Annotated in this window: 21 protein-coding genes; 15 read left to right on the top strand and 6 right to left on the bottom strand. The window is 62.5% G+C overall.

Annotation, left to right across the window (positions count from 1 at the left end; genetic code table 11):
* Positions 1-55: 55 nt before the first annotated feature.
* From PVW27_RS07510 to PVW27_RS07470, 9 genes are read left to right on the top strand one after another with little or no spacing between them, the layout of a single operon-like run.
* Positions 56-754: a sugar transferase gene (locus PVW27_RS07510; protein WP_274556513.1), complete on the top strand. Its 699-nt coding sequence runs from the start codon at positions 56-58 to the stop codon at positions 752-754.
* Between the two features lie 40 nt (positions 755-794).
* Positions 795-2,039, top strand: a complete 1,245-nt coding sequence (locus PVW27_RS07505) for a polysaccharide biosynthesis/export family protein (protein WP_274556510.1) — start codon at positions 795-797, stop codon at positions 2,037-2,039.
* Entirely contained in the window at positions 2,036-3,538 is a 1,503-nt protein-coding gene (locus PVW27_RS07500; RefSeq protein WP_274556508.1) for a lipopolysaccharide biosynthesis protein, read from the top strand. Before PVW27_RS07505 ends, PVW27_RS07500 begins: the two co-directional genes overlap by 4 nt.
* Entirely contained in the window at positions 3,531-4,859 is a 1,329-nt protein-coding gene (locus tag PVW27_RS07495; RefSeq protein ID WP_274556507.1) for a glycosyltransferase family 2 protein, read from the top strand. The genes PVW27_RS07500 and PVW27_RS07495 overlap by 8 nt, the downstream gene beginning before the upstream one ends.
* Entirely contained in the window at positions 4,856-6,031 is a 1,176-nt protein-coding gene (locus tag PVW27_RS07490; protein WP_274556506.1) for a glycosyl transferase, read from the top strand. The genes PVW27_RS07495 and PVW27_RS07490 overlap by 4 nt, the downstream gene beginning before the upstream one ends.
* Positions 6,028-7,110 carry a glycosyltransferase family 2 protein gene (locus tag PVW27_RS07485; protein WP_274556505.1) on the top strand — a complete coding sequence of 361 codons (1,083 nt, stop codon included), beginning with the start codon at positions 6,028-6,030 and terminating at the stop codon, positions 7,108-7,110. Before PVW27_RS07490 ends, PVW27_RS07485 begins: the two co-directional genes overlap by 4 nt.
* The gene (locus tag PVW27_RS07480; protein WP_274556504.1) at positions 7,107-9,407 is read left to right on the top strand and encodes a GNVR domain-containing protein; all 2,301 of its coding nucleotides are present in this window, start codon (positions 7,107-7,109) and stop codon (positions 9,405-9,407) included. The genes PVW27_RS07485 and PVW27_RS07480 overlap by 4 nt, the downstream gene beginning before the upstream one ends.
* Position 9,408: 1 nt before the next feature.
* Complete coding sequence (locus PVW27_RS07475) at positions 9,409-10,233, top strand: family 16 glycosylhydrolase (RefSeq protein ID WP_274556502.1); 825 nt, start codon at positions 9,409-9,411, stop codon at positions 10,231-10,233.
* Entirely contained in the window at positions 10,230-11,519 is a 1,290-nt protein-coding gene (locus tag PVW27_RS07470; RefSeq protein ID WP_274556500.1) for an O-antigen ligase family protein, read from the top strand. Before PVW27_RS07475 ends, PVW27_RS07470 begins: the two co-directional genes overlap by 4 nt.
* 44 nt (positions 11,520-11,563) lie before the next feature.
* Here the strand turns inward: PVW27_RS07470 and PVW27_RS07465 are convergent, their stop codons facing one another.
* Positions 11,564-11,794, bottom strand: a complete 231-nt coding sequence (locus PVW27_RS07465; RefSeq protein ID WP_274556498.1) for a hypothetical protein — start codon at positions 11,792-11,794, stop codon at positions 11,564-11,566.
* Positions 11,795-11,906: 112 nt separating this feature from the next.
* On the opposite strand from PVW27_RS07465, the gene PVW27_RS07460 reads away from it, so the two are divergent.
* The 4 genes from PVW27_RS07460 (at position 11,907) to PVW27_RS07445 (ending at position 16,634) form a co-directional block, all read left to right on the top strand.
* Complete coding sequence (locus PVW27_RS07460; protein ID WP_274556497.1) at positions 11,907-12,854, top strand: glycosyltransferase; 948 nt, start codon at positions 11,907-11,909, stop codon at positions 12,852-12,854.
* 117 nt (positions 12,855-12,971) lie between these two features.
* Positions 12,972-13,859 carry a UTP--glucose-1-phosphate uridylyltransferase gene (locus PVW27_RS07455; protein WP_274556495.1) on the top strand — a complete coding sequence of 296 codons (888 nt, stop codon included), beginning with the start codon at positions 12,972-12,974 and terminating at the stop codon, positions 13,857-13,859.
* Between the two features lie 171 nt (positions 13,860-14,030).
* The gene (locus PVW27_RS07450) at positions 14,031-15,320 is read left to right on the top strand and encodes a cation:proton antiporter (RefSeq protein ID WP_274556494.1); all 1,290 of its coding nucleotides are present in this window, start codon (positions 14,031-14,033) and stop codon (positions 15,318-15,320) included.
* A 192-nt stretch (positions 15,321-15,512) separates the two neighbouring features.
* Positions 15,513-16,634 carry an AI-2E family transporter gene (locus PVW27_RS07445; RefSeq protein WP_274556492.1) on the top strand — a complete coding sequence of 374 codons (1,122 nt, stop codon included), beginning with the start codon at positions 15,513-15,515 and terminating at the stop codon, positions 16,632-16,634.
* A 28-nt stretch (positions 16,635-16,662) separates the two neighbouring features.
* Here PVW27_RS07445 and PVW27_RS07440 read toward each other — a convergent pair whose 3' ends face one another.
* The 4 genes from PVW27_RS07440 to PVW27_RS07425 all read right to left on the bottom strand — a co-directional run bounded on the left by PVW27_RS07440 (position 16,663) and on the right by PVW27_RS07425 (position 19,211).
* On the bottom strand, positions 16,663-17,166 hold the full coding sequence (locus tag PVW27_RS07440; protein WP_274556490.1) for a sigma-70 family RNA polymerase sigma factor: 504 nt from the start codon (positions 17,164-17,166) through the stop codon (positions 16,663-16,665).
* A 158-nt stretch (positions 17,167-17,324) separates the two neighbouring features.
* Positions 17,325-17,816, bottom strand: coding sequence for a YciE/YciF ferroxidase family protein (locus tag PVW27_RS07435; RefSeq protein ID WP_274556488.1), 492 nt, complete (start codon positions 17,814-17,816; stop codon positions 17,325-17,327).
* 99 nt (positions 17,817-17,915) lie between these two features.
* Positions 17,916-18,140: a hypothetical protein gene (locus tag PVW27_RS07430; RefSeq protein ID WP_274556487.1), complete on the bottom strand. Its 225-nt coding sequence runs from the start codon at positions 18,138-18,140 to the stop codon at positions 17,916-17,918.
* A gap of 171 nt (positions 18,141-18,311) precedes the next feature.
* On the bottom strand, positions 18,312-19,211 hold the full coding sequence (locus PVW27_RS07425; RefSeq protein ID WP_274556485.1) for a hypothetical protein: 900 nt from the start codon (positions 19,209-19,211) through the stop codon (positions 18,312-18,314).
* Positions 19,212-19,687: 476 nt separating this feature from the next.
* Here PVW27_RS07425 and PVW27_RS07420 point away from each other — a divergent pair, with 476 nt between their 5' ends.
* A complete protein-coding gene (locus PVW27_RS07420) occupies positions 19,688-24,010 on the top strand; it encodes a chemotaxis protein CheB (protein WP_274556483.1) in 4,323 nt (1,440 codons plus the stop codon).
* A 219-nt stretch (positions 24,011-24,229) separates the two neighbouring features.
* Positions 24,230-24,589: a PRC-barrel domain-containing protein gene (locus tag PVW27_RS07415; RefSeq protein ID WP_274556482.1), complete on the top strand. Its 360-nt coding sequence runs from the start codon at positions 24,230-24,232 to the stop codon at positions 24,587-24,589.
* Positions 24,590-24,787: 198 nt separating this feature from the next.
* Here the strand turns inward: PVW27_RS07415 and PVW27_RS07410 are convergent, their stop codons facing one another.
* Positions 24,788-25,714 (bottom strand): PRC-barrel domain-containing protein, encoded by a 927-nt coding sequence (locus PVW27_RS07410; protein WP_274556481.1) that lies wholly within the window; start codon positions 25,712-25,714, stop codon positions 24,788-24,790.
* Between the last annotated feature and the right edge of the window lie 12 nt (positions 25,715-25,726).

The following is a 25,726-nucleotide window of genomic DNA, read 5'->3' as shown; positions in this document are numbered from 1 at the left end:
GCTTTTTCATCAAAATAGGCATTCCCCTGAGATACGGGGCATAGGTCAATAACACATGCAACAGAACTCTCTGCACAAGCCTTCTGCGGGCTTGACCCGGATGTCGCATATCAAGACGTCTTTTCGGTATCAGGAGAAACCCTGCGGCGGTATCGCCAAAAGAATATTTGATGTTGCGCTGGCCCTGATGGCGATCATCTTACTGTCCCCCCTCCTTCTGGCGGTTGGTCTGGCCGTCAAGATTTCGGATCGTGGCCCTGCCTTTTTTGGCCATACGCGGGTCGGTTATTCGGGACGCGAGTTCAAATGCTGGAAATTTCGCAGCATGTTGCCGGATTCGTCCGACCTGCTGAAAGCCCACCTTGTCCGCAATCCTCAGGCCGCCCGTGAATGGAAGCAGAACCAGAAGCTGACGCATGATCCGCGGGTGACGCCCCTGGGCCATTTTCTGCGCATCTACAGCGTCGATGAACTGCCGCAGCTCTTCAATATCCTCTCAGGGGATATGAGTTTTGTCGGGCCACGCCCGATAGAATGGACCGAGCAGAGCAGATACGGACAGTCCCTTCGCCACTACCTGGGCAGTCGTCCCGGATTGACAGGTCTATGGCAGGTCAGCGGCCGCAGCAATTCGTCCTATCGGAAGCGCGTCGCCTTTGACCGCTATTACGTCACGCATTGGTCGATGCTGGCCGACATCATCCTGATCTTCAGGACCGTGCCCGTCGCAATCAATGGGACCGGGTCATATTGACCCCCTGCCCCTCCTTGGTCCCCAGCGAACAGGTTTAGCCATGCATCTGAGGGCGTCAGCCATCATCACCATTGTCGGCCTTGGGCTCTGGCCCGCCGGAACGATGGCCGAGTCCTATGCGATTGGCCCCGGCGATGTTCTGGAGTTGCGGGTGCTGGAATGGCAGCCCGTCGAGAACCGCGTTCTGGAATGGGATGCCATGCGGGCGGAATTGCCGGTCGATACTGATGGCATGGTGACCATCCCGTTTCTGGGACGGATCGAGGCTCAGCGTCTATCCCCGGCCCAGCTGTCCGCATTGATCACCCAAGAACTGCAAGGGCGTTTCGCCCTGTCCGCCTCGCTTGATGCGGCGGTTCAGGTGCTGAGCTACCGTCCCGTCTATATCGCGGGCGCGGTGCGCAGCCCCGGCGAATATCCCTTCCGCCCCGGCCTGACAGCGGCACAGCTGATGGCGCAGGCGGCCCGCGCGTCGGATGCGATGGACACACGCGAGCTTCTGGACAGTGAGGGCACAATTGCCCTTCTCGGCCTTGAGCGCGAGCGGCTGACCATCCGCAGGGCGATGCTTCTGGCCGCCATCGCCGACCGTGAGACGATTGCCATCCCCGCAACAGCAGAGGACTCCGATTGGCCCCAGACAGTGGTCGATGGCGAGAACGAGGTGCTCAGGCTGCGCCAGCAGCGGCGTGCGCGTGAGCTTGTCGCGCTTGACGACCGCGTGCAGCTTCTGCGCAGCGAGATCGAGGCCCTGAACGCCAATGCCACGGCGCTGGAGCGGATCGTGATCAGTTCCCGGCGCGACTACGAGAACGTCCGGTCTCTGGCCGAGGGAGGTCTGGCGATCGGCGCACGCGTCGCCGAAACCGAACGCAGCCTGATGCTGACAGAGTCGCAACTTCTTGATGTATCGACCGCGGTGCTTCAGGCCCGACAAGGCATCGCGCTGGCCGAGGCGGAAAAAGACGCCCTGCGTGACAGGGAATGGCTTGAGGACAGGCGCGAATTGCAACGCGTGGAAAGCGAACTGGACCGCGTGCTGACGACTCTGGAAACGCAGCGGCACATCTCTTCGGTGGAAAGCGGGCTTCTCTTTGCCGATGGGAACCTGACCGCCGCGACGGGTGACGATGCGGTCGTCACCATCATCCGGCAGGACGGCGACAAGACCAGACGCCTGTCCGGCATCGGGACGATCCTTGCCCCCGGCGATGTGGTGCAGGTCAAGGTGCCGACCCCGCGACCCGAACGGGCGCAGGCGGCGGACGGAATGGACACAGAATGACTCAGGACCGCCAGAGCATTCCCGCGCAGGGCACCACCGGGGCGACCATGCATGCCCCCAGTCAGGCGCGTCGCGCCGTGATCAATGTCGGCTGGTCCACCATCAATACCGGATCGGCGGTCCTGATTGCGGCGATGGTGTTCGTGATCACGTCAAGACTGCTTGGTCCCGAAGCGTTCGGCAGTGTGGCCCTGGCCATCAGCGTGATCGCCTTGATCAGTTGCGCAACCCCGGCCGCTTTCGGCGAAGCGATCATCCAGCGTCTCCATATTGGCGATGAACACCTCGATACCGTGTTCTGGATGTGCATCGCGGCGGGTGTGATCCTGTATGTCCCGCTTTTTCTTGCCGCCGGCCCCATTGCACGGATCAGCGGTCAACCACTGCTGGCCACGCTGCTGCCCTTCATCGGCCTCAAGCTGCTGATCGACATGGTGGCGGTCGTGCCGCAGGCGCTTGTGATCCGGGCGATGCAGTTCAAATACATCGCCGCGCGCACAGCCCTCGGCAACAGCGTGGGCGGTTTGGTCTGCGTCGTGATGGCGCTGAACGGATACGGGGTCTGGGCCTTGGCCGCAGCGCCCGTGATCACCTCACTGGTGTCGATGATTGTATTGCTCAAGGCGGCGCGGTGGCGCCCCGGCATGACCCTGCGCCTGAGCGCATTCCGCGACCTCAGGCGGTTCGGTCTGTTCCAATCGGGCACGAATGCACTGCATTTCCTACGAATGGACCTGTTGGTTCTGGGGTTCATGACAGGACCGGCCACGCTGGGTCTCTACTTTCTGGGAAGACGCCTTCTGGAACTGCTGACAGGCCTCACGGCGGGCGCGCTTCAGCCGGTCTCGACCGTCTTCTTTGCCTCGATCCAGCAGGACCGCGCCAGACATGTCACAGCCTTCCGCCACATCCTGCATTCGACAACCCTTGCCACATTCCCCTTTTTTGCGGGGCTTTACCTGTTGGCGGCCAGCGGGGTTCCTCTGGTGTTCGGAACCCATTGGCAAGCGGCCATGCCCGCGATCGAGGCTTTCGCGATCATCGGCTTTCTCTCGGGTCTGCATTCCCCCACCCTGTCACTGGCGATGGGACTGGGTCGGGCGGATCTGTGGCTCTATTTCGATCTGACCCGCCAGATCATGGCTGTGGCCGTGATTGCCGTGTTCATCCGGACCGGGCTTGAAACGGTGATGACCGGTCTGGTGATCCTGAACGCTGCCGTTCTGCCGTGGTGCTTCTTCATCGCCCGCAAGCTGACCGGGATATCGCTGCGACAATATGGCGACGTGCTGCTGGTTCCCCTGACCGCGACCCTTGCCATGTCCGCGTCAATCCTCGCGGTGCCATGGCTCTGGCCGATGCTGGGCGACGGGGCCCGTCTTGGCGCACAGATGGCGCTGGCGGTTCTTGTCTATACCTGTGTGGCGTTCGCCCTGTCAGGCCGCCAGATTGCCGAACTGAGGCGCCTGCTCGCAAAAGAGAGACGCCTCGATGTCTGACATGCTGACCCCACGGACGACAGTCACACCGGCAACGCGCCACACAGCGGACCGGCCCGCGGATCTGGTATCCGTCATCATGGCGAACCGCAACGGACAGGCCTATCTGCAAGCGGCGATCCGGTCCGTCATGACCCAGACCCACAGGCACCTTGAACTTGTCATCGCCGACGACGGCTCCGACGATGACAGCTGCCTGATCATCCGGCAGGAAATGGCCCTTGATCCACGCATCACCCTGATCGCGTCCAGCAGATCACGGGGTCCGGCCGGGGCGCGCAACCGCGCACTTGCCGCTGCCCGTGGCGCGTGGATCGCCATCGTCGACTCGGACGACATCATCCATCCGGAACGTCTGGACCATCTGATCCGGTCGGCGGTGGCTCTTGATGTCGATATGGTGGCAGATGATATCATCTTCTTCGGCGAGTCCCCGACGGAGCGCAACAAGACGCTGCTTCAGGACCTCGCCCTTGCCGCACCGCAGACCATAGATGCGGTGACGCTGGTCAGCGGTCACGTGAATGGCGCCCGGACCATCTCTCTGGGCTATCTCAAGCCCTTGATCCGCCGGGCGGCCTTGCGCGACCTGCGCTTCAACGAGTCCCTGCGGATCGACGAGGATCACGACCTTTACCTGCGTCTGCTGATGTCGGGGGCCACGTTCTCGCTGCTCCCCGACGCGATGTATCTCTACCGACGCCATGCCGCCTCGGCCTCCTACCGCCAAAGCGCGGCAAAGCTGCGTCTGATGATTGCCGCGCAAGAGGGGTTCCAACGCCAGTTGCCGCGCGACATGACGGATCTGTCACGCGCCGTGCAGCGGCGGCTTCGGCTGACCCGGAACCAGTTGGTCCATGTGTGCATCGTCGACGCCCTGAAGGCTGGGGATACACGCCGCGCCGCAGGGGCCTTGCTGCGACACCCCCAAAGCGCCTTGTCGTTGCTGCGCAGCTTGCAAGAGCGTTTGGTCCGTCGGTGGCACAAACCCCGCGAGACACGGACCCGAAAGACGATCGTTCTCGCGCAGCGCGACCAGATAGCGGCATCGGAGTATCCCGGTGCAACCATCCTCCATGTTCCGGCTGCGCCAGACACAGGGTGGTCACCTTCCTGTGCAAAAACATGGGCCTATCTGGCGCATCTGTCCTGTGTTCATGACCTGGACATCATCGCCATCGACCGGGCCGGAGCCTATGCCCTGGGGCTGGTGCCGCGTGTCATGTCCGTGCAGAGCGTGTCATCGCAACATGTCACCCAAGAGGCGCGCTCGATCGCCCTGCCCCTGTCCCTGTCCCTATCCGAAGCGAAGCGGTCATGACGAAGATACTCTATCTCGTGCACGACCTTGACGACCCGGCGACTGGCCGTCGCGTCGACATGCTCAAAGCCGGTGGCGCGCAGGTCGAACTGGCCGGGTTTCGGCGCGCCACGACACCGCGCGCCGGGACGGCAACCGTTCTGGGCCAGACCCATAACGGAAGGTTCGTGCATCGTGCCATGGGCGCGTTGCGCGTGCTGACACGAGCGCGCGCTATCGCAGGCAGCAGCACGCCTGACGTGATCCTGGCCCGCAGTCTTGAAATGCTTCCACTCGCCCGCCGGATTCAGGCCATGGCCCCCAAGGGGCGCAAACCCCGACTGATCTATGAGGTTCTGGACATTCACCGTTTGATGCTGGGGCAAGGTGTGATCCCCGCCATTCTGCGCCTGATCGAAGGGCGTTTGTGCCGCATGGCAGAGCGTGTGATCGTCTCGTCCCTGCGCTTTGACGCGGCATATTTTGCCCGTTACGGGCGCATCACCGCACCTCTGGTTCTGGTCGAAAACAAGATCTGGGACCCCGCCATGCCGGATGGCCCGGCGCTGCAACCTTGCGGATCGAGGCACAGCGATGAGTCCGTCACCATCGGCTGGTTCGGTGTGTTGCGCTGTGCCGCCTCGTTGCGCTGTCTTGACGACCTCTGCCAGCGCGGTGGGGGGCGGGTGAAACTGGTGCTGCGGGGGCGACCCGCCCTGGACTCGATCCCCGATTTTCACAGGATCGTGGACACTAATCCCTTCATCACCTTTCACGGTCCCTATGCCTATCCGCAGGACCTTGCCCTTATCTATTCCGGCATCGATATCGCCTGGCTGATCGACAGGATGGATGCCGGGGCCAATTCCGACTGGCTGCTGCCCAATCGTCTGTATGAAAGCTGCGGCCACGGCTGTATCCCTCTGGCCTTGGCCGGGACCGAGACGGCCCGCTATCTGGAACGGCGCACCCTTGGCCTCCTCCTGAAGTCGCTTGACCCGGACAGTCTGGGTGACCTGCTGGCAGGACTGGACGATACGAAACGTGCCGCCTTGCGCGCAGAAATCCTGGCCCAGAATCCGCGCAGCTGGCGGATGACACAGGACGCCTGTGTCGACCTTGTCGATCTGTTGGCAGGCCATGCCAAGGCGCGTCAGGTCAGCCCGATTCAGTCAACGGAGCCGGCCCGATGAACACAATGTCACCCTTTCTTCACCGGGACCTGACCCAATCGGACCGCCCGCAGGCCCAGACCAGCATGAGCCGCGTGGCCATCATCATTCCCACCTTGAACGAGGCCAAGCACATCACGTCGGTCATCAACAGCCTGTCCCCACAGGCGCTGCGCCTTGACGCCATGATCGTGGTGGTCGATGGCGGGTCCAGCGACGGCACGATCCAGCTTGTGCAGCACGACGCCACGCAGCGCCCAGGTATCGTGTTGCTGCACAATCCGGAACGGCTGCAATCAGCAGCCATCAACCTGGTTGTCGCGCATTTCGGGGATCAGCTGGACTGGATCATCCGCGCCGATGCCCATGCAGGCTATCCCGACAACTACTGCGATCTCCTGCTGCACGAGGCCCGGCGGACAGGGGCCGACAGCGTCGTGGTCCGCATGCGGGCGACCGGGTCCGGGTTCATGCAGCGCAACATCGCAACCGCGCAGAACGCGCGTGTCGGCAATGGCGGGTCACAGCATCGCATGGGGTGCCAGGGACGCTTCGTCGATCATGGCCACCATGCCCTGATCCGGGTGCAGGCCTTCCGTGCGGTGGGCGGCTATGACGCGACGTTCAGCCATAACGAGGATGCAGAGCTTGACCACAGGCTGACAGCCGCAGGATTCCGCATCTGGCTGACAGGTGCGACCCGGATCGACTATTTCCCCCGCGACAGTCTGCGTCGCCTTGCCGCCCAATATGCCCGCTTTGGCGCTGGCCGGGCGGATACGGCGGGGAAACATCCGGGCACGCTTCACATGCGGCATCTGGTGCTGATCGGACTGGCCCCCGTCGCCCTTCTCTCAGTTGCGGGGATCGTGACGCCTCTGCTGGCCCTGCCCCTTGGTCTTTGGCTGACCGTCTGCCTTCTGGCAGGTCTGGCGACGGCTCTGCGCAGCCGTCAGATAGACATGGCCTTCAGTGGCCTTCCGGCGGCGGTCATGCAGATGGCCTGGTCCTTCGGTTTCTGGTCCCGGTTTCTTGCGAACGCAGTCCACCGGACAGGACGTGGCCGCAAATGGCCACCCCTGATAGGAGAGGAGCGATGAACAGGATGCTCCTGCGATTTGGCGACAGCGACCCCGGCATGACGCCCGCCCCCCGGCGGCCAGTGACAGGGCCGGGATTTGACATCGGCACAGCCCTGATGACCGTGTGGCGGCACAAGACCATCATGCTGGCGACAACAGCGGCAGCACTGGCCCTGGGAGTGGTCTACATCACGCTCACGCCCCGGTCCTACCGCGCCGCAATCCAAGTCATGATCGTGGACGAGGTCGCGGGCGCCTCGGGTGGCTTCACGCGACCATCAACGCTGGGTCAGAACGAAGTCATGCTGGAAAGCGCGCAGAAAGTTCTGGAATCGCAGACATTGGCGCTGGCGGTGGTGCAGGATCTTGCGCTGCACGACATGGCCGCCTTCACGGCACCCGAGGGTTCGGTGATTGGCGCTGCGGTTCAACGCATGCGGGGTATTGCGGCGACGCTGCTGCCCGGTGCAGGCGCGGCGGCCGATCCCGTGGACATCGCACCGGATGACGGCCAGCGGCGCATGGCCGCCGCCGACACATTGCGCGAGGCCATCGACGTGCGGCGCGAGGGGCGCAGTTCGGCCTTTTCGATCCGCTACGAAACAACTGATGCGGCGCTTGCGGCGGACATCGTCAACGCCTACGGGCGGGCCTTCGTCTCGGACCAGTTGATCGGAAATGTCGAAGCCTCGGCTCTTGTGCTCGACTGGCTCAGGGACAGACTTCTGATCATTCAGGAAAACTCGACCGACGCCACCCTGAAGGTCGAGGAATTCCGGGCGCGCAACGGTCTGCTGACCGTCTCGGGCGAAACGCTGACCGTTCAGACGATCTCCCAACTGACCACGGATCTTGCCGCAGCCATCGTCGCACTGGCGCAGGCCCGCTCTCTCAGCAGCATCTATGCCGAGCTGCGAGACATGGACCCGGTCCGCTTTGTCGAATCCGGCGCCGCCGGGGTTCGCATTCCAGAGGGTGACATTTCCGCAAGCGAGCAGCGTTTGCTGACGCTTCTGCAACGCCGCGAGGCTGTGGAACGCCAGCACGGCCCCGACCACGTCGAGGTCGCGCAACTGCGCGCCGCGATCGCCGCCGAAGGCCTTGCCCTGCAACGCGAGATGCAACGGATGCATGAGTCCTCGTTGAACGCGGTGCGCGCACTGGACATTCAGGTCGAAATGTTGCGCGCCAGCATTGCCGAGATGTCTGCCGAGAATGTCGAACTGGCCCGGGCGCGGGTCGCCCTGCTGGGGCTGGAGCGGCAGGCCGAGATCTTTGATGCCCTGAACGAGACCTATCTGTTACGCCTCAAGGATCTGGAACAGACCCAGACGTTTCCGGTCACGAATGTCCGTGTGCTCTCCGTCGCCGACATCCCCGAAGATCAGGTAGCACCCCGAAAATCCATCGTTTTGGCCCTGATGCTTGTTCTGGGGGCCATGCTGGGCGGGGCCCTGTCGATCTGGCAATCTCACCGGGACAGGTTCATCCGCACCAAGGCCGACGTGCAGCGGATCAGCGGACGGCCATTCTTCGGATATCTGCCACCGCTAGCGCGCAACCGCGCGGACAAGGCGACATCGCCCCAGCCCCGGACAGAAGGGACAGACGGCAACGACGGCCCACAGCAAGGCTTTGCGCATCATTTCCCGGCCCTTGCCAGCCCACATTCCGACTTCACCGAGACTTTGCGCAACATCCGCGTTGTCTGCGATGCAGCCTCCACCACGGGGCAAGGCTTCGTGCTGGGCGTGGCATCGGTCGGGCCGGGCAAGGGAAAGACGACCCTCGCCGCCAATCTGGCCGCGCTGGTGGCCGCGTCGGGGGCTTCGGTCCTTTTGGTGGATGCGGACGTCCGGTCGGCCGGGCTCAGCCGGATGATGGGTCAAACGATGGGCCAAGGTCTGCGCGAAGTTCTGGTCGGGCGCGTCGCGTGGCGCGCTACGCTGCGCACAGAGGCGACGACGGGGATGCAAGTCCTTCCGTCCAGTTTCGCGCCGGACGATCCTCTGGCCCTCGAGATGATCACCGACCCCGGCTTTGCGGGCGTCATCGCCGAGGCGCGGGGGCAATACGCCCTCACGATCATCGACCTGCCGCCTCTGGACACCGCCCCTGATGCGGATGCCGTTCTTGTCGGTCTCGACGCGGTAGTGATCGCGCTGGAATGGGGACGGACAGACAAGGCTCTGTTCCGCTCCATCCTGTCGGCGCATCCGGTTTTGTATGAAAAGTTCATAGGCACGGTGCTGAACAAGTCCAACCGGACAACGCAGGATCGCGACACCCCTGCCGATCCGCATGAGGGGGTTTAGGATGACTGATCCACGATCACGACGCGTTTCGGGCCGGATACCGTGTATCGCCCGCACAGCCCGGACCGTTGGGGCCGTCCTGCTGCTGATGACGTCACTCCAGGCACGGGCCGACAGCATCGGCACATCCTTCTTCGACGATCTGTCAACATTCGACCGCGACCGTTGGTATGTCTCGGACGGGTGGAGCAACGGCGACCATCAGAACTGCCTCTGGTCCGAAAGCGCCGTGGTGCATGAGGCGGATCACATCGGTCTGCTGTTCCTTCGGCACGACAGCCTGGCCCATGCCTATCTCTGCGGTGAAATCCAGACCCGGCAAAGGTTCAGCCACGGCACCTATGAGGCGCGGATCAGAACGAACGAAGGAAGCGGTCTGAATGCCGCGTTCTTTACCTATATCGGACCGACGCATGGCGAACGCCATGACGAGATCGACGTCGAGATCCTGACCGCCAACCCGCAGGATGTGACGGTGAACACCTATGTGGACGGTGTGCCGATGCATGGGGCCGTCGTGCCCCTGCCCCGGCCCGCGCATGAAGCCTTTCACATCTATTCCTTCACATGGGAACCCGGACGGCTGCGGTGGTATGTCAACGGTCAGTTGATCCATGACGTGTCGGACACCGCCTTGCCCGAACGTCCGCAGAAGATCTACTTCAGCCTGTGGGGATCCGACACGCTGACCGACTGGATGGGGCCCTTTGTCGAACCCGATCAGCCCAAGCGGATGGATATCGACTGGATCGCCTTCACCGCCCTGGGCGACGCCTGTCAGTTTCCGGACTCCGTCCTTTGCACGCTGTCGCAGGACGTGGAATGAGCTCCTTTCGCCACCAGCCGAACCACGCCCGGACCGCAGAAGGGTTCAACATCTGCCCGAACGTGCTGTTGGCGCTGGCGGTCTTCACCGCGTTGGTTTTCCTGTCCTATCTGGGGCGCGAAGGGGTGCTGATCTTCCTGATCTCGGGACTTTTCCTGATGCTGCGCCGGATCGACCTGACCCTGCGCGAGGTGCAGGACTACTGGTGGCTTTTCCTGTTGCCCATGTGGTGCACCCTCAGCGCCCTGTGGTCGGCGCATCCTGATCTCTCTCTCAGGCACGGGTTGCAGTTGCTGGTCACCTTCATGATCGCCGTCACGCTGGCAAATCGTCTGGCCCCGGTCATCTTCTTGCGCGTTCAGTTCGCCGCCCTTGCGATGGCAGGGATTGCCAGTGTGCTGATCGGTGATGTCCGGGCCGATGGTGTCTGGATCGGGATCTTCGACAGCAAGAACTACTTTGCGTTCACCATGGTTGCGCTGCTCCTGTGTTCTTTCGCCTTTCTGGCCGATCGCGGGCAACCCGTGATCTGGCGTCTTGCCGGGCTGGGCGGCGCGGCTCTTGCCCTGCCGCAGATCGCCTTGGCGCAGTCGGTGGGCGCCATTCTGGCATCCGTCTTCGTGTTGGTGGCCGCGCTGATCCTGCTGGGCCTGTCCGGCCTGCCACCCGCCCGCCGCAGACCGCGCGCCATGCTACTGCGGGGCGCTCTGATGGTCGTGCTGGGGATCGTGATCCCGTTCCGCGATGCAATCATGGGTGTGATCGTGCAGATGACGGGGAAAGACACCTCCCTGACGGGCCGGACCGAATTATGGGCGTCCGCCGTCGCCGAAATCACACGCGCCCCCATCCTGGGCACAGGCTACCGTGCCTTCTGGGTCGAGGGCAACGCCCTGGCCGAGGCGCTTTGGTCGGATTTCTACATCCTGTCCAGATCCGGTTTCAATTTCCACAACCTCGTTCTGTCCAACGCGGTCGAGATCGGGATGATCGGTGTCCTGTTGCAGATCCTTCTTCTGGTGCCGGCTTTTCTTCTGGCCAGCCGCTGGCTTTTGACCGTCGGGCACGCGCCCGCCATGTTCGGCTTCATGGCCATTTCCTTCGTGATGATCCTGTCCGTCGTGGAAGTGCCGGTTTTCTTCGAATTCCACGCGCTGTCCGTCATGGTGCTGGTGGCGCTTGTCTATGGGCTACGCGCCGTGCGCCGGGCTTCCCCACCCAGACAGGTGGACCGGCATGCCGCGCCCTTGTTCCTGCCCCGCCACAGCCGGGCGGAACGCGGATGAAGGGCAGGTCTGACAGCGAAAACCGCGGCGTGACGGGCCAGATGTCACCGCGTTCCATGCTTGCGCGAGGATGCGGGCCGATCGTCCTCGGATCCCTTGGCGCGGCGCAACCACGCATCGCCGAGTATCACACCCAAATACAGAAGTTGCCCGCTCACCAGAACGGCGCCGCAGATGGCAACGACCGACCAGACGGACCAACCCAGCGCCAATGTCGCCGCCGCAACCGTGACAAGCGCACACAACATGCCGCAGATGAACAACACGATCTTCATGGCCGGCTTTCTATTCTTCGAAGGAACGTCAAGGACGTGGTGCCAGCAAACAATGTCAATTCCAAGGAACCCCCGCACCGTAGCAGCGCGCCGTCACAGTGGCAACGCAACGATGCCTGACACCCTGCTCCAAAGCATAGCGCGGGACAAGGTGACCGTCGCCATTGGTGTTTGCACCTTTCGGCGCCCCTCGCTGCGACAGACGCTGGACAGTCTGGCGCAGCAAAGCCTGGCGCTGGATGTGCACTGCTGCGTGATCGTGGCAGATAATGACGACACCCCCTCTGCCCTGCCTCTGGTCGAAAACGCAAAGGGCCAGTCCGGGATCGCCTTGCACTATGTCCATGCGCCAGCACGCAACATATCCGTCGCCCGTAACGCGCTGCTTGCGAAAGCCCGTCTCCTGGGGGCGGACTACCTGGCCATGATCGACGATGACGAGGTCGCCCCCATGGGCTGGGCCAGACATCTTCTGAACCACATCACGACATCGGGCGCCGATGCTGTCTTAGGCAAGGTTACGGCGGTCTACAGCGCGGACACGGCACTCTGGATGCGCAGATCACAGCTTCACGATGCGACCCCTGTCATCCAAAAGGACGGGCGCATCCTCAACGGCTATACCGGCAATGTGATGCTGCGTCTGGACAGCCCCCATCTTGTGGGGCGGCACTTCGACATAGCTCTGGGGCGCACCGGGGGCGAGGATGACGCCTTCTTTCACGGCATGGTCAGACAAGGCGGGGTCATCGGGTATGCTCCCGACGCCATCACGCATGAGGACGTCCCCAGACAGCGGGAAAGCCTTGGATTCCTTCTGCGCAGAAGTTTTCGCGCCGGACAGACCCATGGCATGATCACGCAGCCGGATCGCAACCACAGCGGCACGGCCATCCCGCTGGCCAAGGCCATGGGCAAGGCGACCTTGTTTCTTGGGCTGGGCGCGGTGCATGCGGTCTGGCCCGCCCGGCGGACGCGCGCCTTGATGCGTATGTCGCTTCAACTTGGCATCTGCGCGCATCTGCTGGGCCGGCACACGCTTGAACTTTACAAATCCTGACGAACCCCTCCGAAAAAGAGCGGCAAAAAACACCCGCGTGCCCTGCCCGACCGGAACGCAAGGCACGGCACGGGCGTTAACAAGACAAACCGTCTTGCCATATGGAAAGAACCGCAGATGACACAGAAAATTCGCTCAATCGTGATCCCCGCCGCCGGATTGGGAACGCGGCTCCTGCCGGTCACCAAGGTCACACCCAAGGAGTTGCTGGCCGTCTATGACCGTCCCGCGCTGCAATTCGCCATGGACGAGGCGATCGCCTTGGGAGTCGAGCGCGTGGTCGTCGTGACGCATCCCGACAAGGGAAAGATCCGCCAATACCTCACCTCGCACCGCGCCCATGTCCAGCAACTGAACAAGGCGGGCAAACACAATCTGGGCAGCGCCATGGCTGATATCCAGATTCCGGACGACATCGAGATCGTCTTCGTCGAGCAGCCTGAACCGCTGGGGCTGGGACATGCCGTGCTCTGCGCCGAGAATGACGTCCTGCCGGGACCTTTCGGGGTTATCCTGCCCGATGACCTGATCCTGGGCGAACCCTGCCTGCCGGAAATGGCAGCCCAATACGGCACAGGTCACATGATCGCAGCGATGGAGGTCAAGCCCGAGGAAACCGGAAGCTATGGCATCTTCCGACTTGCCGGACCCTCGATCGGGCGCAGCGTGTCGGTTCTGGGCATGATCGAGAAACCGGCTCCGGACAAGGCACCATCGCGACTGGCGGCTGTCGGCCGCTATATTCTGGATCCTGCAATATTTGCGACCCTGCACGGTGTCGAACAAGGCGCTGGCGGTGAAATCCAACTGACCGACGCAATCGCCCATGATGCCGAAACCACGGCGATCACGGCCTTTCGTTTCAGTGGCACGCGCTATGACTGCGGCACGCATGACGGCCTTCTGCAGGCAGGTTTGGCGCGGCAGGCGGCGGTCAAGTCTGCTGCGGCGCATATTGCGCCGAGCAAGGCTGCACCTGCGAAGGCTTTCGTCGCGCAAGGCTGACACTCTGCCTCCGATACAGTCCCCGCAATCCGGCATGGGGCCCGCGCCCCGTAAAAGGGTGGGCAATCCCCTCATCAGCCGCTAAGAGCGGGGTCAGTGCCGAACAACGACCCCGCATGATGCGCCTGAACCACAGCGGCTGGTTCCAACGATCCCGGAAATGGAACGTCCATGTCTGAAACCGCTCCCTTCTTCGGCCTATCGCAGATGCACATCCTGATGGCGGCTGTCGGTGCGGCTGTGTTCATCGCCTATCTGCTGCCCCGGATCATCTTCAACCGCACGGCCTTGTCCTCGGCGGTTCTGATGATACTGGGTCTGGTGATCTTCAACCTGATCCCCGGCATGCCAAAGGTGCCAGATCCCACCGTCTCGCCCGCGATCTGGGAGATCATCAGCGAGATCGTGGTCATCGTGGTGCTTTTTGCCACGGGTCTGCGGATCGACGATATCAGCAACTGGAGCCGCTGGCGGCCCACGGTGCGGTTGCTGGTGATCGCCATGCCCTTGACCGTGGCGGCCATTGCCTTGCTGGGATGGGCACTGGCCGGCTTGACCGTCGCGGGGGCCGTGATGCTGGGGGCGGTTCTATCCCCCACGGACCCTGTCCTTGCAGGTGATGTGCAGGTCGGCCCCCCGCTGGAGGGCCGCGAACATCCCGTGCGCTTCACCCTGACAGCCGAGGCCGGGTTGAACGATGGTCTGGCCTTTCCTTTCGTCTACCTCGGGCTGATCATCGCGGCGCAGGGCACGAACCCGTCGGAATGGCTTGCCGACTGGCTGCTGCGCGACGTGCTCTACCGGATCGTCGTCGGGGCCGTGATCGGTGCCCTGATCGGGTGGATTCTGGGGCGCACCCTGTTTTCCCCATGGGGAAGTGCGGCGATCGAGAAAAGCGGGCCCGGTGTTCTGGCGCTTGGGGCTGTGCTGTTGTGCTACGGCGTCGTCGAACTGGCAGAAGGATACGGGTTCATCGGGGCATTCACCGCCGGTCTGATGTGCCGCCGCGTGCAGGAAAAGCACCACTTTCACAAGCGACTGCACGCCTTCAGCGAGGCTGTCGAACATGTTCTGACCGCCTTCCTGCTATTGCTGCTGGGGGGCATCCTGCCGGCACTCTGGCCGGTTCTGGATTGGCGCCACTCGCTCATCGGCTTCGGTCTGCTGCTGGTCATCAGGCCGCTGGTGGGCTGGTTGTCCCTGCTGGGCAGTGGCATGAGTTCGGGTGACCGGTTGATCGTCGGCTTCTTCGGGGTGCGCGGCATCGGCTCGATCTACTATGTCGGCTATGCGACCGGGCATATGGAATTCGTGAACGAGGATCAGCTCTGGGCTCTGGTGGCCTACACGATTTTCGCCTCGGCCCTGTTCCATGGGGCCACCAGCTTTCTTGTGGATCGCTACGCTTCGGACGCGACCAACGCCCCGCACCCCGCGCGTAACCGATCGCAACCGACATGAGCACATCCCGGCAAACCGGCCTGCGGCCAAGACGCATTGCCCCGGCGGATTATGATGCGCGGTTCGGATAAAACCCGTGTATCATCGACACGAACGGCTGGCCTGCCCGTGCCGCAGGCCGTTGGATGACCCCGCCGCTCGTTGCAACGCACCCGTATGGATCAGGTCGATCCCGATCATCGGAGGAAAGTCATGGATAGCATGGACAAGACGGCCACAACCAACAGGCTTCTGACGGCGATCGTCATCCTGATGACGCTGTCCGCCGTCTACTTTGCAAAGGACGTGGTTCTGCCCGTTGTTCTGGGCTTCATGCTGGCACTGACGCTGGGGCCCGGTGTGCGCTGGCTGTCGCGTCGCGGTATCCCCGCGCCGCTGTCCGCCTTCGTGATGATCTTCGGCTTTGCCGGGATGATCGGTGTCGCCGTCCTGCTGTTGGGAGGATCGGTCGCCAGCTGGTTCGACGAGATCCCACGCATCTCCTTTGAACTGCGCGACAAACTGCGCGGGATCACCGCGTCCGTGGCTGCGGTGCAGGACGCCTCGAAACAGGTCGAGGATCTGGCCAAGGGCGGTGAGGAAGCCGCCTCAACCGTCGTGTTGCAGCAACCCGGCCTCCTGACCACGGCCGTCAGCAATCTGGCCAGTTTCGTCACCTCCCTCGCCGCGGGTCTGGTGCTGGCCTTGTTCCTGCTGTCGGCAGGCAATCTGTTCTACGTCAAGATCGTGGAATCCTTTCCCCGCTTCGGCGACAAGAAGCGCGCCCTCACGGTCATCTACGAGATCGAAAGACGGATGTCGCATTACATCGTGGCAATCACCGTGATCAACGCCGTGCTTGGGCTTGCCATCGCCGCGGCCATGTATCTGCTGGATATGCCCTACCCCTTCGTCTGGGGCCTCGCGGCCTTCTGCCTCAACTATCTGCCGTTTCTGGGGGGTGTCATCGGCACGATCGGGGTGGGCGCCTTTGCCATCGTCCATTTCGACAGCCTCTACTATGCCATGCTGGCCCCCATCGCCTATCAGGCGCTGACCGCGATCGAGGGGCAGGTTCTGACGCCGATGCTGCTGGGGGCGCGCCTGCAACTGAATACGGTTGCCGTATTCCTGACGGTCATCTTCTGGGCCTGGCTCTGGGGCATTCCCGGCGCATTGATGGCGGTGCCGATCCTCGTGCTGATCAAAGTGATCTGCGATCACGTGCCGGCGCTGGCAACTTTCGGCAACTTCCTCAGCGGGCGCGCCATCGAAGCCATCTCTGTCGAGCCCGCGACCGATGCGGCCTCACCGCCGCCGACACCCGCGCCGTGACGGCCCGCCCTGCCCATCAGACCCCGCGCTATCCGCTCATTCTCGGGGTTTCCGACAAAGCCATGTTAAGGGTGGCCCTGCCCCTGCTGACGCGGCTTTTGATCGTGCCCACCGTGCAATGGCAGGCATTGGCCGCCTCAAGTTGGGAATATCCGTAGACCCCCATCAGCACCACGGGGCGGCGCTGGACATAGGGCAGTTGCCCTGTTGCGGCGATAAGTTCCTTCAGCGAGATCACATCCTCCTGCCGGGCTTCCTCGCACAGTCTGGAAGAGTATGAGCCATCGACATCCTCGACTTCGCGACGATGTTTTCTGAGGTCAGAGAAAAACGTGTTGCGCAGGATCGTGAACAACCAGGCGCGCAGGTTGCTTCCTTGCCGGAAGCTGTCCCGACTGGCCCAGGCTTTCAGCAATGTGTCCTGCACCAGATCTTCGGCACGGTGCGGACTGGAGGTCAGACTCAGCGCACGCCGTCGCAGGGAAGGCGTGTGCTGCGGCAGAAGGATATGAAACGGATGTTGGCCGTGCATGTTTTGCGTCTCGCTTTCGGGTTGGAACCATCGGGAAACGGGTCGGTCGCGTGTCGCAGCGTCCTTGACCTGTCGCGGGAGCAGTTTGAATTTTCGCGCGGACGAACCGGCAAAGCGGACGCAGGGGGCCAAAGACACCCCCTGCGCCCTGTTGTGGCTTACCCGGCGGCGGCCGCATTCAGCCGCTGTTCCGCCAGCTTGGACAGGGCCTTGTCCGCCCCATATTCCTGATCCAGCGTCGATTTCAGCAAAGCCGCAGCCTCGGGAAGGCCAAGCTGCTTGGCCCAGGCCACCAATGTGCCGTAGCGGGCGATTTCATAATGCTCGACCGCCTGAGCCAAGGAAATCAGCGCCGCATCCATGGTTTCGGGATCACTGATCTCGGCCATCAGCCCTTCGGCCTCCTCGATCAGACCGACCATCGCGTCGCATTTGGCACCGCGGGCGGGTTTGCCAAGGATCTCGAACACCTCCTCCAGACGGACGACATGATCCTCGGTTTCGTCCCGGTGCGACAGCAGCGCCGTCTTCAGCTTCTGATCCGTGGCCTTGCGCTCCATCTTTGGCAGCGCCTTGAGGATCTTGCGCTCGGCATAAAGCACATCCTTGAGAGTGTGCAGGAACAGGTCGTCCAGAGTTTCGATTGTCATGATAAGTTTCCTTTTTCGGATCTGGGACCGCTCCGGGGCAGGATCGCCCCGGAACGTCGGATGAACAGCGTGGTGTCGTCTGCGCCACGCGGCGCGGGATCAGCCGTTCTGCGGGTTGATCGCGCCAGCCGCCATCAATTGGACGCAATCCAGCGGACCGATGGCATACATGGCGTCGTCGATGTCCGGCTGGAAAAGCCGTCGGGTCCGCTTCACTTTGTCCTTGAGCTGCGAAGCCTTGTTTGATGTGCGGACCAGACGGTCGGCCTGAACGGCATCACCCAGCAGACGGATGAAAATCTCTGACTGGCTTTCATGAGGCATGGGAACATCTCCTTTTATCCTGGAATTGTGCAGCGGTCTGACATCCGAGAATTGTCAGAGCAGAAGCGCGATGATCAGGATGACGAGGATCGGTGCGCCAAGAAGCCAAGCAATCAATGCGGGCATGGGTCTTTCCTTTCCGTTTGGAAGTTGGGTCCGGGGCGTGGCGCGTCAGCGCCGCGCGGTGAAGATGTCGAAGCCCAGACCTTGGTCACGGTGATGCCCGCCTGCGGCCGCCGCGAAGAAGGCGGCTACGGCGCCGATCAACAAGGTGGCGGCGGCGATGAAGCCAAAGATCACACCAGCCACGCGGGCCTTCTCGGCAACCTCACGCGCGGCGGTGCGGGCCGCGTCAATCTCGGCAATGGTTTCATCGACACGGGCGCGGGCTTCGTCCTGACCAAGATCGCTGTTGGCCGCGACGACCTGCGCCATATAGGTGCGGTCACGATCGACCATCTCGCCCGTCGTCAGGCTGCGGGTGATGATCGTCGCCACTTCTTGCTGCACAGCGGGTGCGACACTGATCGCGTCGGCCCCCTCGCCCGTCGTGGCACCGGCGTCACCGCGCAGCATCACATTGGCAAAGTAGTCAGACGAAACCGCGTCGCCTGCCAGTTCGGTGACCGTGTCCGCAGCGGACACACCGGCGCTGATGAAACCACCCGCACCGAACGCCGCCAGAACCGTTCCGACCATCGCGCCGGTGGCCCAGACCAGCAGACCGTGCATGCCGTCGCGGGCCTCGACTTCATGGGGTGTGGCGTCACCGGCCCTGCGGCGCAGCCGGCCGCACAAGTAACCTCCAGCGCCGAAACCGACGACCATCACCCAGGCCAGCCAGATCCCCGCCGCGATGACAAGCCAGGCCGCGGACACTCCCTCACCGCGAAATGGCGAGGCCAGGGACAATCCCAGACTGGCGCCAAAGCTGACCAGCAGGAAAGAGATCGCAAGTGCGAAGATGCCACCTGCAAGAATAGCCGCCCAATCCACATAGGAGCTTTCTGCAGTTTCAGCAGAGGACGTTGTCCCGGTGATGTGCCGGGATGGTGCATTTTCAGAAATCATGGTGGTATTCCTCATTCTTGGACGCGAAATCAACGCAAGCCGACAAGGCTCAGCAGAGCGAGCACGATGACGATGGCACCGACGATGTAGACGATCTGGTTCATGGGTCTGTCCTTCCGACATTGGGGCTGGCCCGAACCGGATCAGGAACGTGTTGTCGCAAGATCCTGTCACCGGACCAGCCAGCCCTTTGGCGCGCCCCTCAAAGGCATCGCTTCATGACATCAGATTAGGTTTCCGCGATCGGGGTGCGTAGCGTCGGAATCTACTCATGCGCAACTTCTCGCCACCGTCTCACCGTGACACTGCGGGCACCACCTGTGCAGGCGCGCGGATCAATTGCTGTATCGGATGGATCCAAACCCTGCTAAGCGTGTTTCTGTAAGACAATGAATTCCGATCAGCGTGTTCTGGCTGCCTCGTGATGCAAAAGATCACACGTTAACCGCAGCACTCAGCCCCGGTTGGAGACGAAAATGTCGGACACCTCGCCACGCAGTCGTATACCCGTCATCGCCATCGGCGCCTCTGCAGGCGGGCTTGAGGCGACCCGTGCGCTGGTCAACGGTTTTCCCGCCGACATGCACGCCGCGTTCATCCTGATCATGCATCTTGATCCCTCGCATGACAGCATGGTGGTTGACCTTCTGTCGCGCCAGACACGGCTCAAGGTCATGCTCGCGACCGAGGGCATGATGCTGAAACCCGGCGTTCTGCATGTCATTCCACCGGGCGTCTTCATGACCGTCACCAATGGAGCGATCCACCTCCGTCAGCCCGAGACCGGTCAATCCGTGCGACTGCCTTTCGATCTGCTCCTGCAATCCCTGGCCAAGGATGCGGGCGCAGGTTCGGCTTGCATCGTTCTGTCCGGCACAGGCACGGATGGCACCAAGGGCATTGCCGACATCCATTCCGCGGGCGGACTTGTCATCGCGCAGGATCCGTCCGAGGCGGGCTATTCCGGCATGCCGGAAAGCGCCATCAAGACGGGTTTCGTCTCACAGACGCTGCGCACGGATCAGATGGTCGCCGCCATTGAAGGCTTCGTCGGCACTTTCAGCCATGACAAGGACGAGACGGCCGAGACAACGCCAGCGGACCAGAACGCCGCGTCGTCCGGCAATGCAGCCGACAAGACAAGCTGTGACGACCTGCTGGCCTTTCTGGGCAAACATCTGGCCCATGACATTTCGCTCTACAAGCGGGGGACACTGGAGCGGCGCATCGCGCGGCGCATGGCGCTTGCCGGACTTGGCGTCAACCAGATGGACCGCTACCTTGCCATGCTCAAGGAAAATCCCGAGGAACTTTCCCTGCTGTCAGCGGATCTTCTGATCCATGTCACCAGTTTCTTCCGTGATCCCGCAGTGTTTGACCATCTGGCCACCACCGCCCTGCTGGATCTTCTGGCCAATCTGGCGCCGGATCGTCCCCTGCGGGTCTGGGTCGCAGGATGCAGCACAGGCGAAGAGGCCTATTCTCTTGCTATCACCTGTATCGAAGCGGCCGAGGCAGCAGGGTCCACCACCCGCGTGCAGATCCTTGCCTCGGACATAGATCCCGAAGCCATCGCGACCGCACGGGCCGGGTTCTATCCCAAGGACATCGAAACCTCGGTTTCGCCCGAGCGCCTTGAGCGTTTTTTCGTGGCCGAGGACGGGGGATGGAGAGTGACCTCTGCCTTGCGCGACATGATCGTCTTCACGGTCGCAGACCTGCTGTCGGACCCGCCCTTTTCCAAGATCGACCTCGTCTCCTGCCGCAATGTCCTGATTTATCTGGGACCCGAGGCGCAACGGCGGGTGATCGCGCAATGCTGCTTTGCCCTGCGGCAAAACGGTCTGTTGCTGCTGGGCACCGCCGAGATGCCCGGTGCGGGCGACGGATGCTTCACCGTTCAGGACAAGCAGGCGCGCATCTGGCGTCGTGTCGGTCACAACAATCCCGGTGATCTGCATTTCGCCATCGGCAAACGCGAAGAGGACGCCGCGTCCACAAACACCCAGCCCTCGCTGCGCCGCAACGCGCTGGCAGACCTGTGCCGCCGCATTGTGCTGGAGAACTATGCACCCGCCGCGGTTCTGTTGAACACGCGGCTTGAATGCCTCTACTTCCTTGGACCGACGGAAAAATACCTCAAGATCACACAAGGACACCCGGATGGCGGCGTCCTGGGTATGCTGCCCAAGGTCCTGCGGGCAAGGTTCAGGGCGGCAGCAGCATCCTGCACACCGTCCAACCCGCGCGTGACCGTGTCGGGTGGCCGCATCCAAAGCGTCACCGACTTCGACATGGATCTCCACAGCGTCAAGGCGGGCACCGAACAGTTGCTGCTGGTCTGCTTCATCAACACAACCCGTGCCACAAGCGGCGATCACGCAAGCACCACCGGTCGCCCCTCTGGCAAGGAGGTGCAGACACGGGACCTTGAATCCGAACTGGAAGCGACCCGAAGCGATCTGTCCGACGCCCTGCATGATCTGGAGCAAGAGGTCGAGGCTCATGCCGCAGATGCGGCCGAGGCCCTGTCCGTCAATGAGGAATTCCAATCCACGAACGAGGAACTGCTGGCCTCGAAGGAAGAACTGCAATCGCTGAACGAGGAACTGACCGCGCTGAACAGCCAGTTGCAGGAAACACTCGAACGGCACCGCACCACGGCGAATGACCTTCAGAACGTGCTCTACAGCACTGATGTCGCCACCCTGTTTCTTGACCGGGATCTGAACATCCGGTTCTTTACACCTGCGGCCCGCTCCGTCTTTCGGGTCATCTCGACGGATATCGGCCGCCCTCTCGCGGACCTTGCCGCCGTCGCGAAGGACGACGATCTGGACTCGGACGCCAGACATGTCCTTGAAACCTCCGAACCCATCGAACGGGAAACGGTCGATGACAGCGGACAGTGGTTCCTGCGTCGCATTCAACCCTATCGCACCGAAGGGGAAAAGGTCGAGGGTGTGGTCATCACCTATCTCGACATCACCGAGCGCAAACGCACCAACGCGGCCCTTGTGACGGCGATGGCCAAGGCCGAACGCGCAACCAAGGCGAAGTCGCGTTTTCTGGCCTCAGCCAGTCATGATCTGCGCCAGCCTCTGCAATCCATGGCGCTCTTGCATCAGCTTCTGGGTGGACAGAAACGCTCGACCGAAGGGGCCAAACTGGCCGCCCTTCTGGATCAGACCCTGCAGTCGATGACCGAGATGCTGGACTCCATGCTGGATGTAAACCGGATCGAATCCGGCATCGTGCGCCCCAATATGCGACCGATGGCGATCGCGCCGCTGATGCAGCGGCTTGCCGAAGAATTCCGGCCTCAATGCGGGGTCAAGGGGCTGAAACTGCGCGCGGTGCCCTGCAAGGCATGGGTGCAGACGGACCCGCAGCTTCTGGAACAGATCCTGCGCAATCTACTGTCCAATGCGCTGAAATATACGCCCAAGGGCGGTATCCTGATGGGATGCCGGCGCCGTGGTGGCGTGCTGACCATTCTGGTCTGCGACAGCGGCATCGGCGTTGCGGAAACCGAAAGCTCGGCCATCTTCGAGGCCTATCATCAGGCGGACAAGGGCTCGGCACTGGCGGGGCAAGGTCTGGGGCTTGGTCTGTCCATCGTGCAGCGCCTTGCGCATCTGATGAATTATCCGCTGTCCGTCCGGTCCACTCCGGGCAAGGGGTCGGCCTTCATGATCACGCTTCCCGTGGTCGAACCCCTCTTGGATGCCGAACAGGCGACAGAGACCGTCCCCGTCCCGCCCGCCTCGACGCATCAGACCGGCACGATCCTTCTGGTCGAGGATGAGGAACCGCTTCGGGATCTGATGACCAAGGTCCTTGTCAAGGAAGGCCATGACGTCATCGCCATGGCCAATGCACAGGAAGCCTTGGCCTGGGCCAGCGAGGATGTGGACAGCCCCGATCTTTTGCTGACGGATTTCGACCTGCATGGCGGCACGACGGGCCTGCAATTGGCGCAGGATCTGCCGGATGTTCTGGGCGAGACGGTGCCGACCATCATCCTGACAGGCGACATCACCAAAGCCACGTTGAAAGGCATTGCCAGTTCACCCTACCATCACGTGATGAAACCGGTCATGCCCGAGGTGCTTCTGGCCATGATCTCGGACCTGCTGCAAAACACGCGCTCTGCAAGGCCCGGAACCACCCGCAGCTTGCAGGCCACCGGCTTGACCGTTCACGTCGTGGATGACGACCCGATGATCCGCGAAACGCTGCGACGCCTGTTCGAGGCCGAAGGCTGGAAGGTTGTCAGCTATACATCGGCCGAGGATTTTCTGTCGAAACCCCGACCCGAGGGCGATGCCTGCCTTCTGGTCGACAACCTGCTGCCCGACATGGACGGGATCTCGTTGATCAGCCTGCTGCGGAGCCAGAAATCGACGCTGCCGGTCGTCATGCTGACCGGCCACGGTGACGCCGCGGTTGCCACGGCCGCGCTCAAGGCCGGAGCATCCGACCTGATCGAGAAGCCAGCCAGCGCCGCCGACCTGCTGTCCAGCGTGCGCCATGCCATCGACCTCGCCCAGAATGACGAGGCCAAGACCCAGTCCCACAAGGTCGCGCGCAAGCCCTTCGCGCAGCTCACCGCCCGCGAGCGCGAAGTTCTGACGCTTGTGCTGGCGGGACATCCCAACAAGATCATCGCCAATGAACTCGGGATCAACCAACGCACGGTCGAGAACCACCGCGCGGCGGTCATGCGCAAGACCGGGGCCGGATCGCTTCCCGCGCTGGTCCGTCTGGCACTGGCCGCCAACATCCAAAGCGCCTGAAGGCCCGCCCGTCAACGCTACCGACAGATCACCGCGCAGGGCCAGTCCGACAGGAACGATGCGGGATGACTTGCGTTGTTTTCATGTGACCGGGATCGTTTCGGACGTCCCGCCCTGCGCCTTGGCAGGGGTGGCGGGACCGATGGCATCGGACCGGTCACACCCTGGCAGGGGGACCCTGCGACCAGCCATCCCGTGACCCGGGACAAAGGACATCACATGACACATGACACATACAACCATCCCGCAGCCGCGGGTGGCGGCGCCTACGGTTTCGTCCGCAACGGATATGACCGCGCATTGCCGCATGACCTGACAACGGCGGATGTCGAAAGCGCCACTGTCTATGGCCGCGACGACGAAACCATCGGCACCATCAGCGCGCTGAAGGTCGGCACCGATGGCAAGATCACCGATGCGGTGATCGACGTCGGCGGTTTCCTCGGCATGGGCGCGCATGCGGTCCAGATGCCGTTCAGCGACCTGACTTTTCTGCGTGAAACGAACGGGACGGATCTGCGCGTCCATCTGGACACGACAAAGGACAGGCTCAAGGCGATGCCCCACCACGCGGGCTGATCCTGTGCCGGACAGGGCGCGCCGCCTTGTCCCTGACGTTGGCAGAGGCCCGCTGGCCCACCCGGCAGGGCCATTGCACGACACAACGAAACAGGCCGCACACCTATGGTGTGCGGCCTGTTTTTTCTGGCGGTTGTCCCGATCATCACGCAGGATGACCGGAACAGTCACGCCGGACCACGGCGCGATCAGGTCGCGTTACTTGGCCGCTTCATATTGCGGCAACGCCTGAATTTCCTTCTTGGTGGCATTGACATAGACGCGCACATCCGTGTCCCCTTCATTCGTCAGAACGGTCAGTTCGTCAAATCCAAGCGCCGCCTGACTGGCACCCAGCCCAAGAAAGCCTCCGAAATCAATGATGACGGCGGTGATCTTCCCGGCATCATCGACGATCATGTCCTCGACCGTGCCAACATCCTGCTCATCCGGGCTGTAGACTGTCTTTCCCGTCAGCATCTCGGTTGAAACCTGCGTCATTTCCACGCGATTGTAACCGTCACGCGCCATATCGGGGGCTGTGAAGCGGGTCCGCTCCTCGGCATCGGTCTTGGTCTGCGCCGTGTCGCCGCTGCCGGTCGCGGCGGGTGCCGCTTGCGTATCGCCGCCGGTCACCGCCGCTTGACGATCAAAGGCAGGCGACTGCTTGAGCGTGTCCGCACCGGTATTGACGACGACATACATCTCCGCCTGATCGTCCGCATCATGTGCAAAGGTGACCTGATCCATCGTCACGGCCACGTCCTGATCACCCATCCCAAGGAATCCGCCGATACCGATGACAATGGCCCGGACCTCGCCTTCGCTGGTCAGGATGATCTCGTTGATCTCGCCGATATTGTCCATTTCCTCCAGATCGGCGGATTTCATCATCATCATGGTTCCATCAGCGGCGGCAGGGGCGTCGGCGTCCCCCGGCGTGCGGCGGGCATAGACCTGCTCACCGATCAGTTCCGATACATAAAGGTCCGAGTCGCCGCGCGCCGCCAGAAAGCCGGACATCTCGGTCTCGGTCTGCGCCGAGGTCGTTGCGTCGGTCGCTGCAGGTGTGGCGGTCTGCGCAGAAAGCAGGGTCGGCAACCCCAGCGCCAGCACGAGTGCGGTGGTTGAAAGCAGCTTGTTCATGGTAAAATCCTC

This window comes from Seohaeicola sp. 4SK31 (genome assembly GCF_028802875.1).
Classification (GTDB): Bacteria; Pseudomonadota; Alphaproteobacteria; order Rhodobacterales; family Rhodobacteraceae; genus Seohaeicola.
The sequence above is the reverse complement of the archived record's forward strand: the minus strand, read 5'-3'. Positions and strand labels throughout refer to the sequence as shown.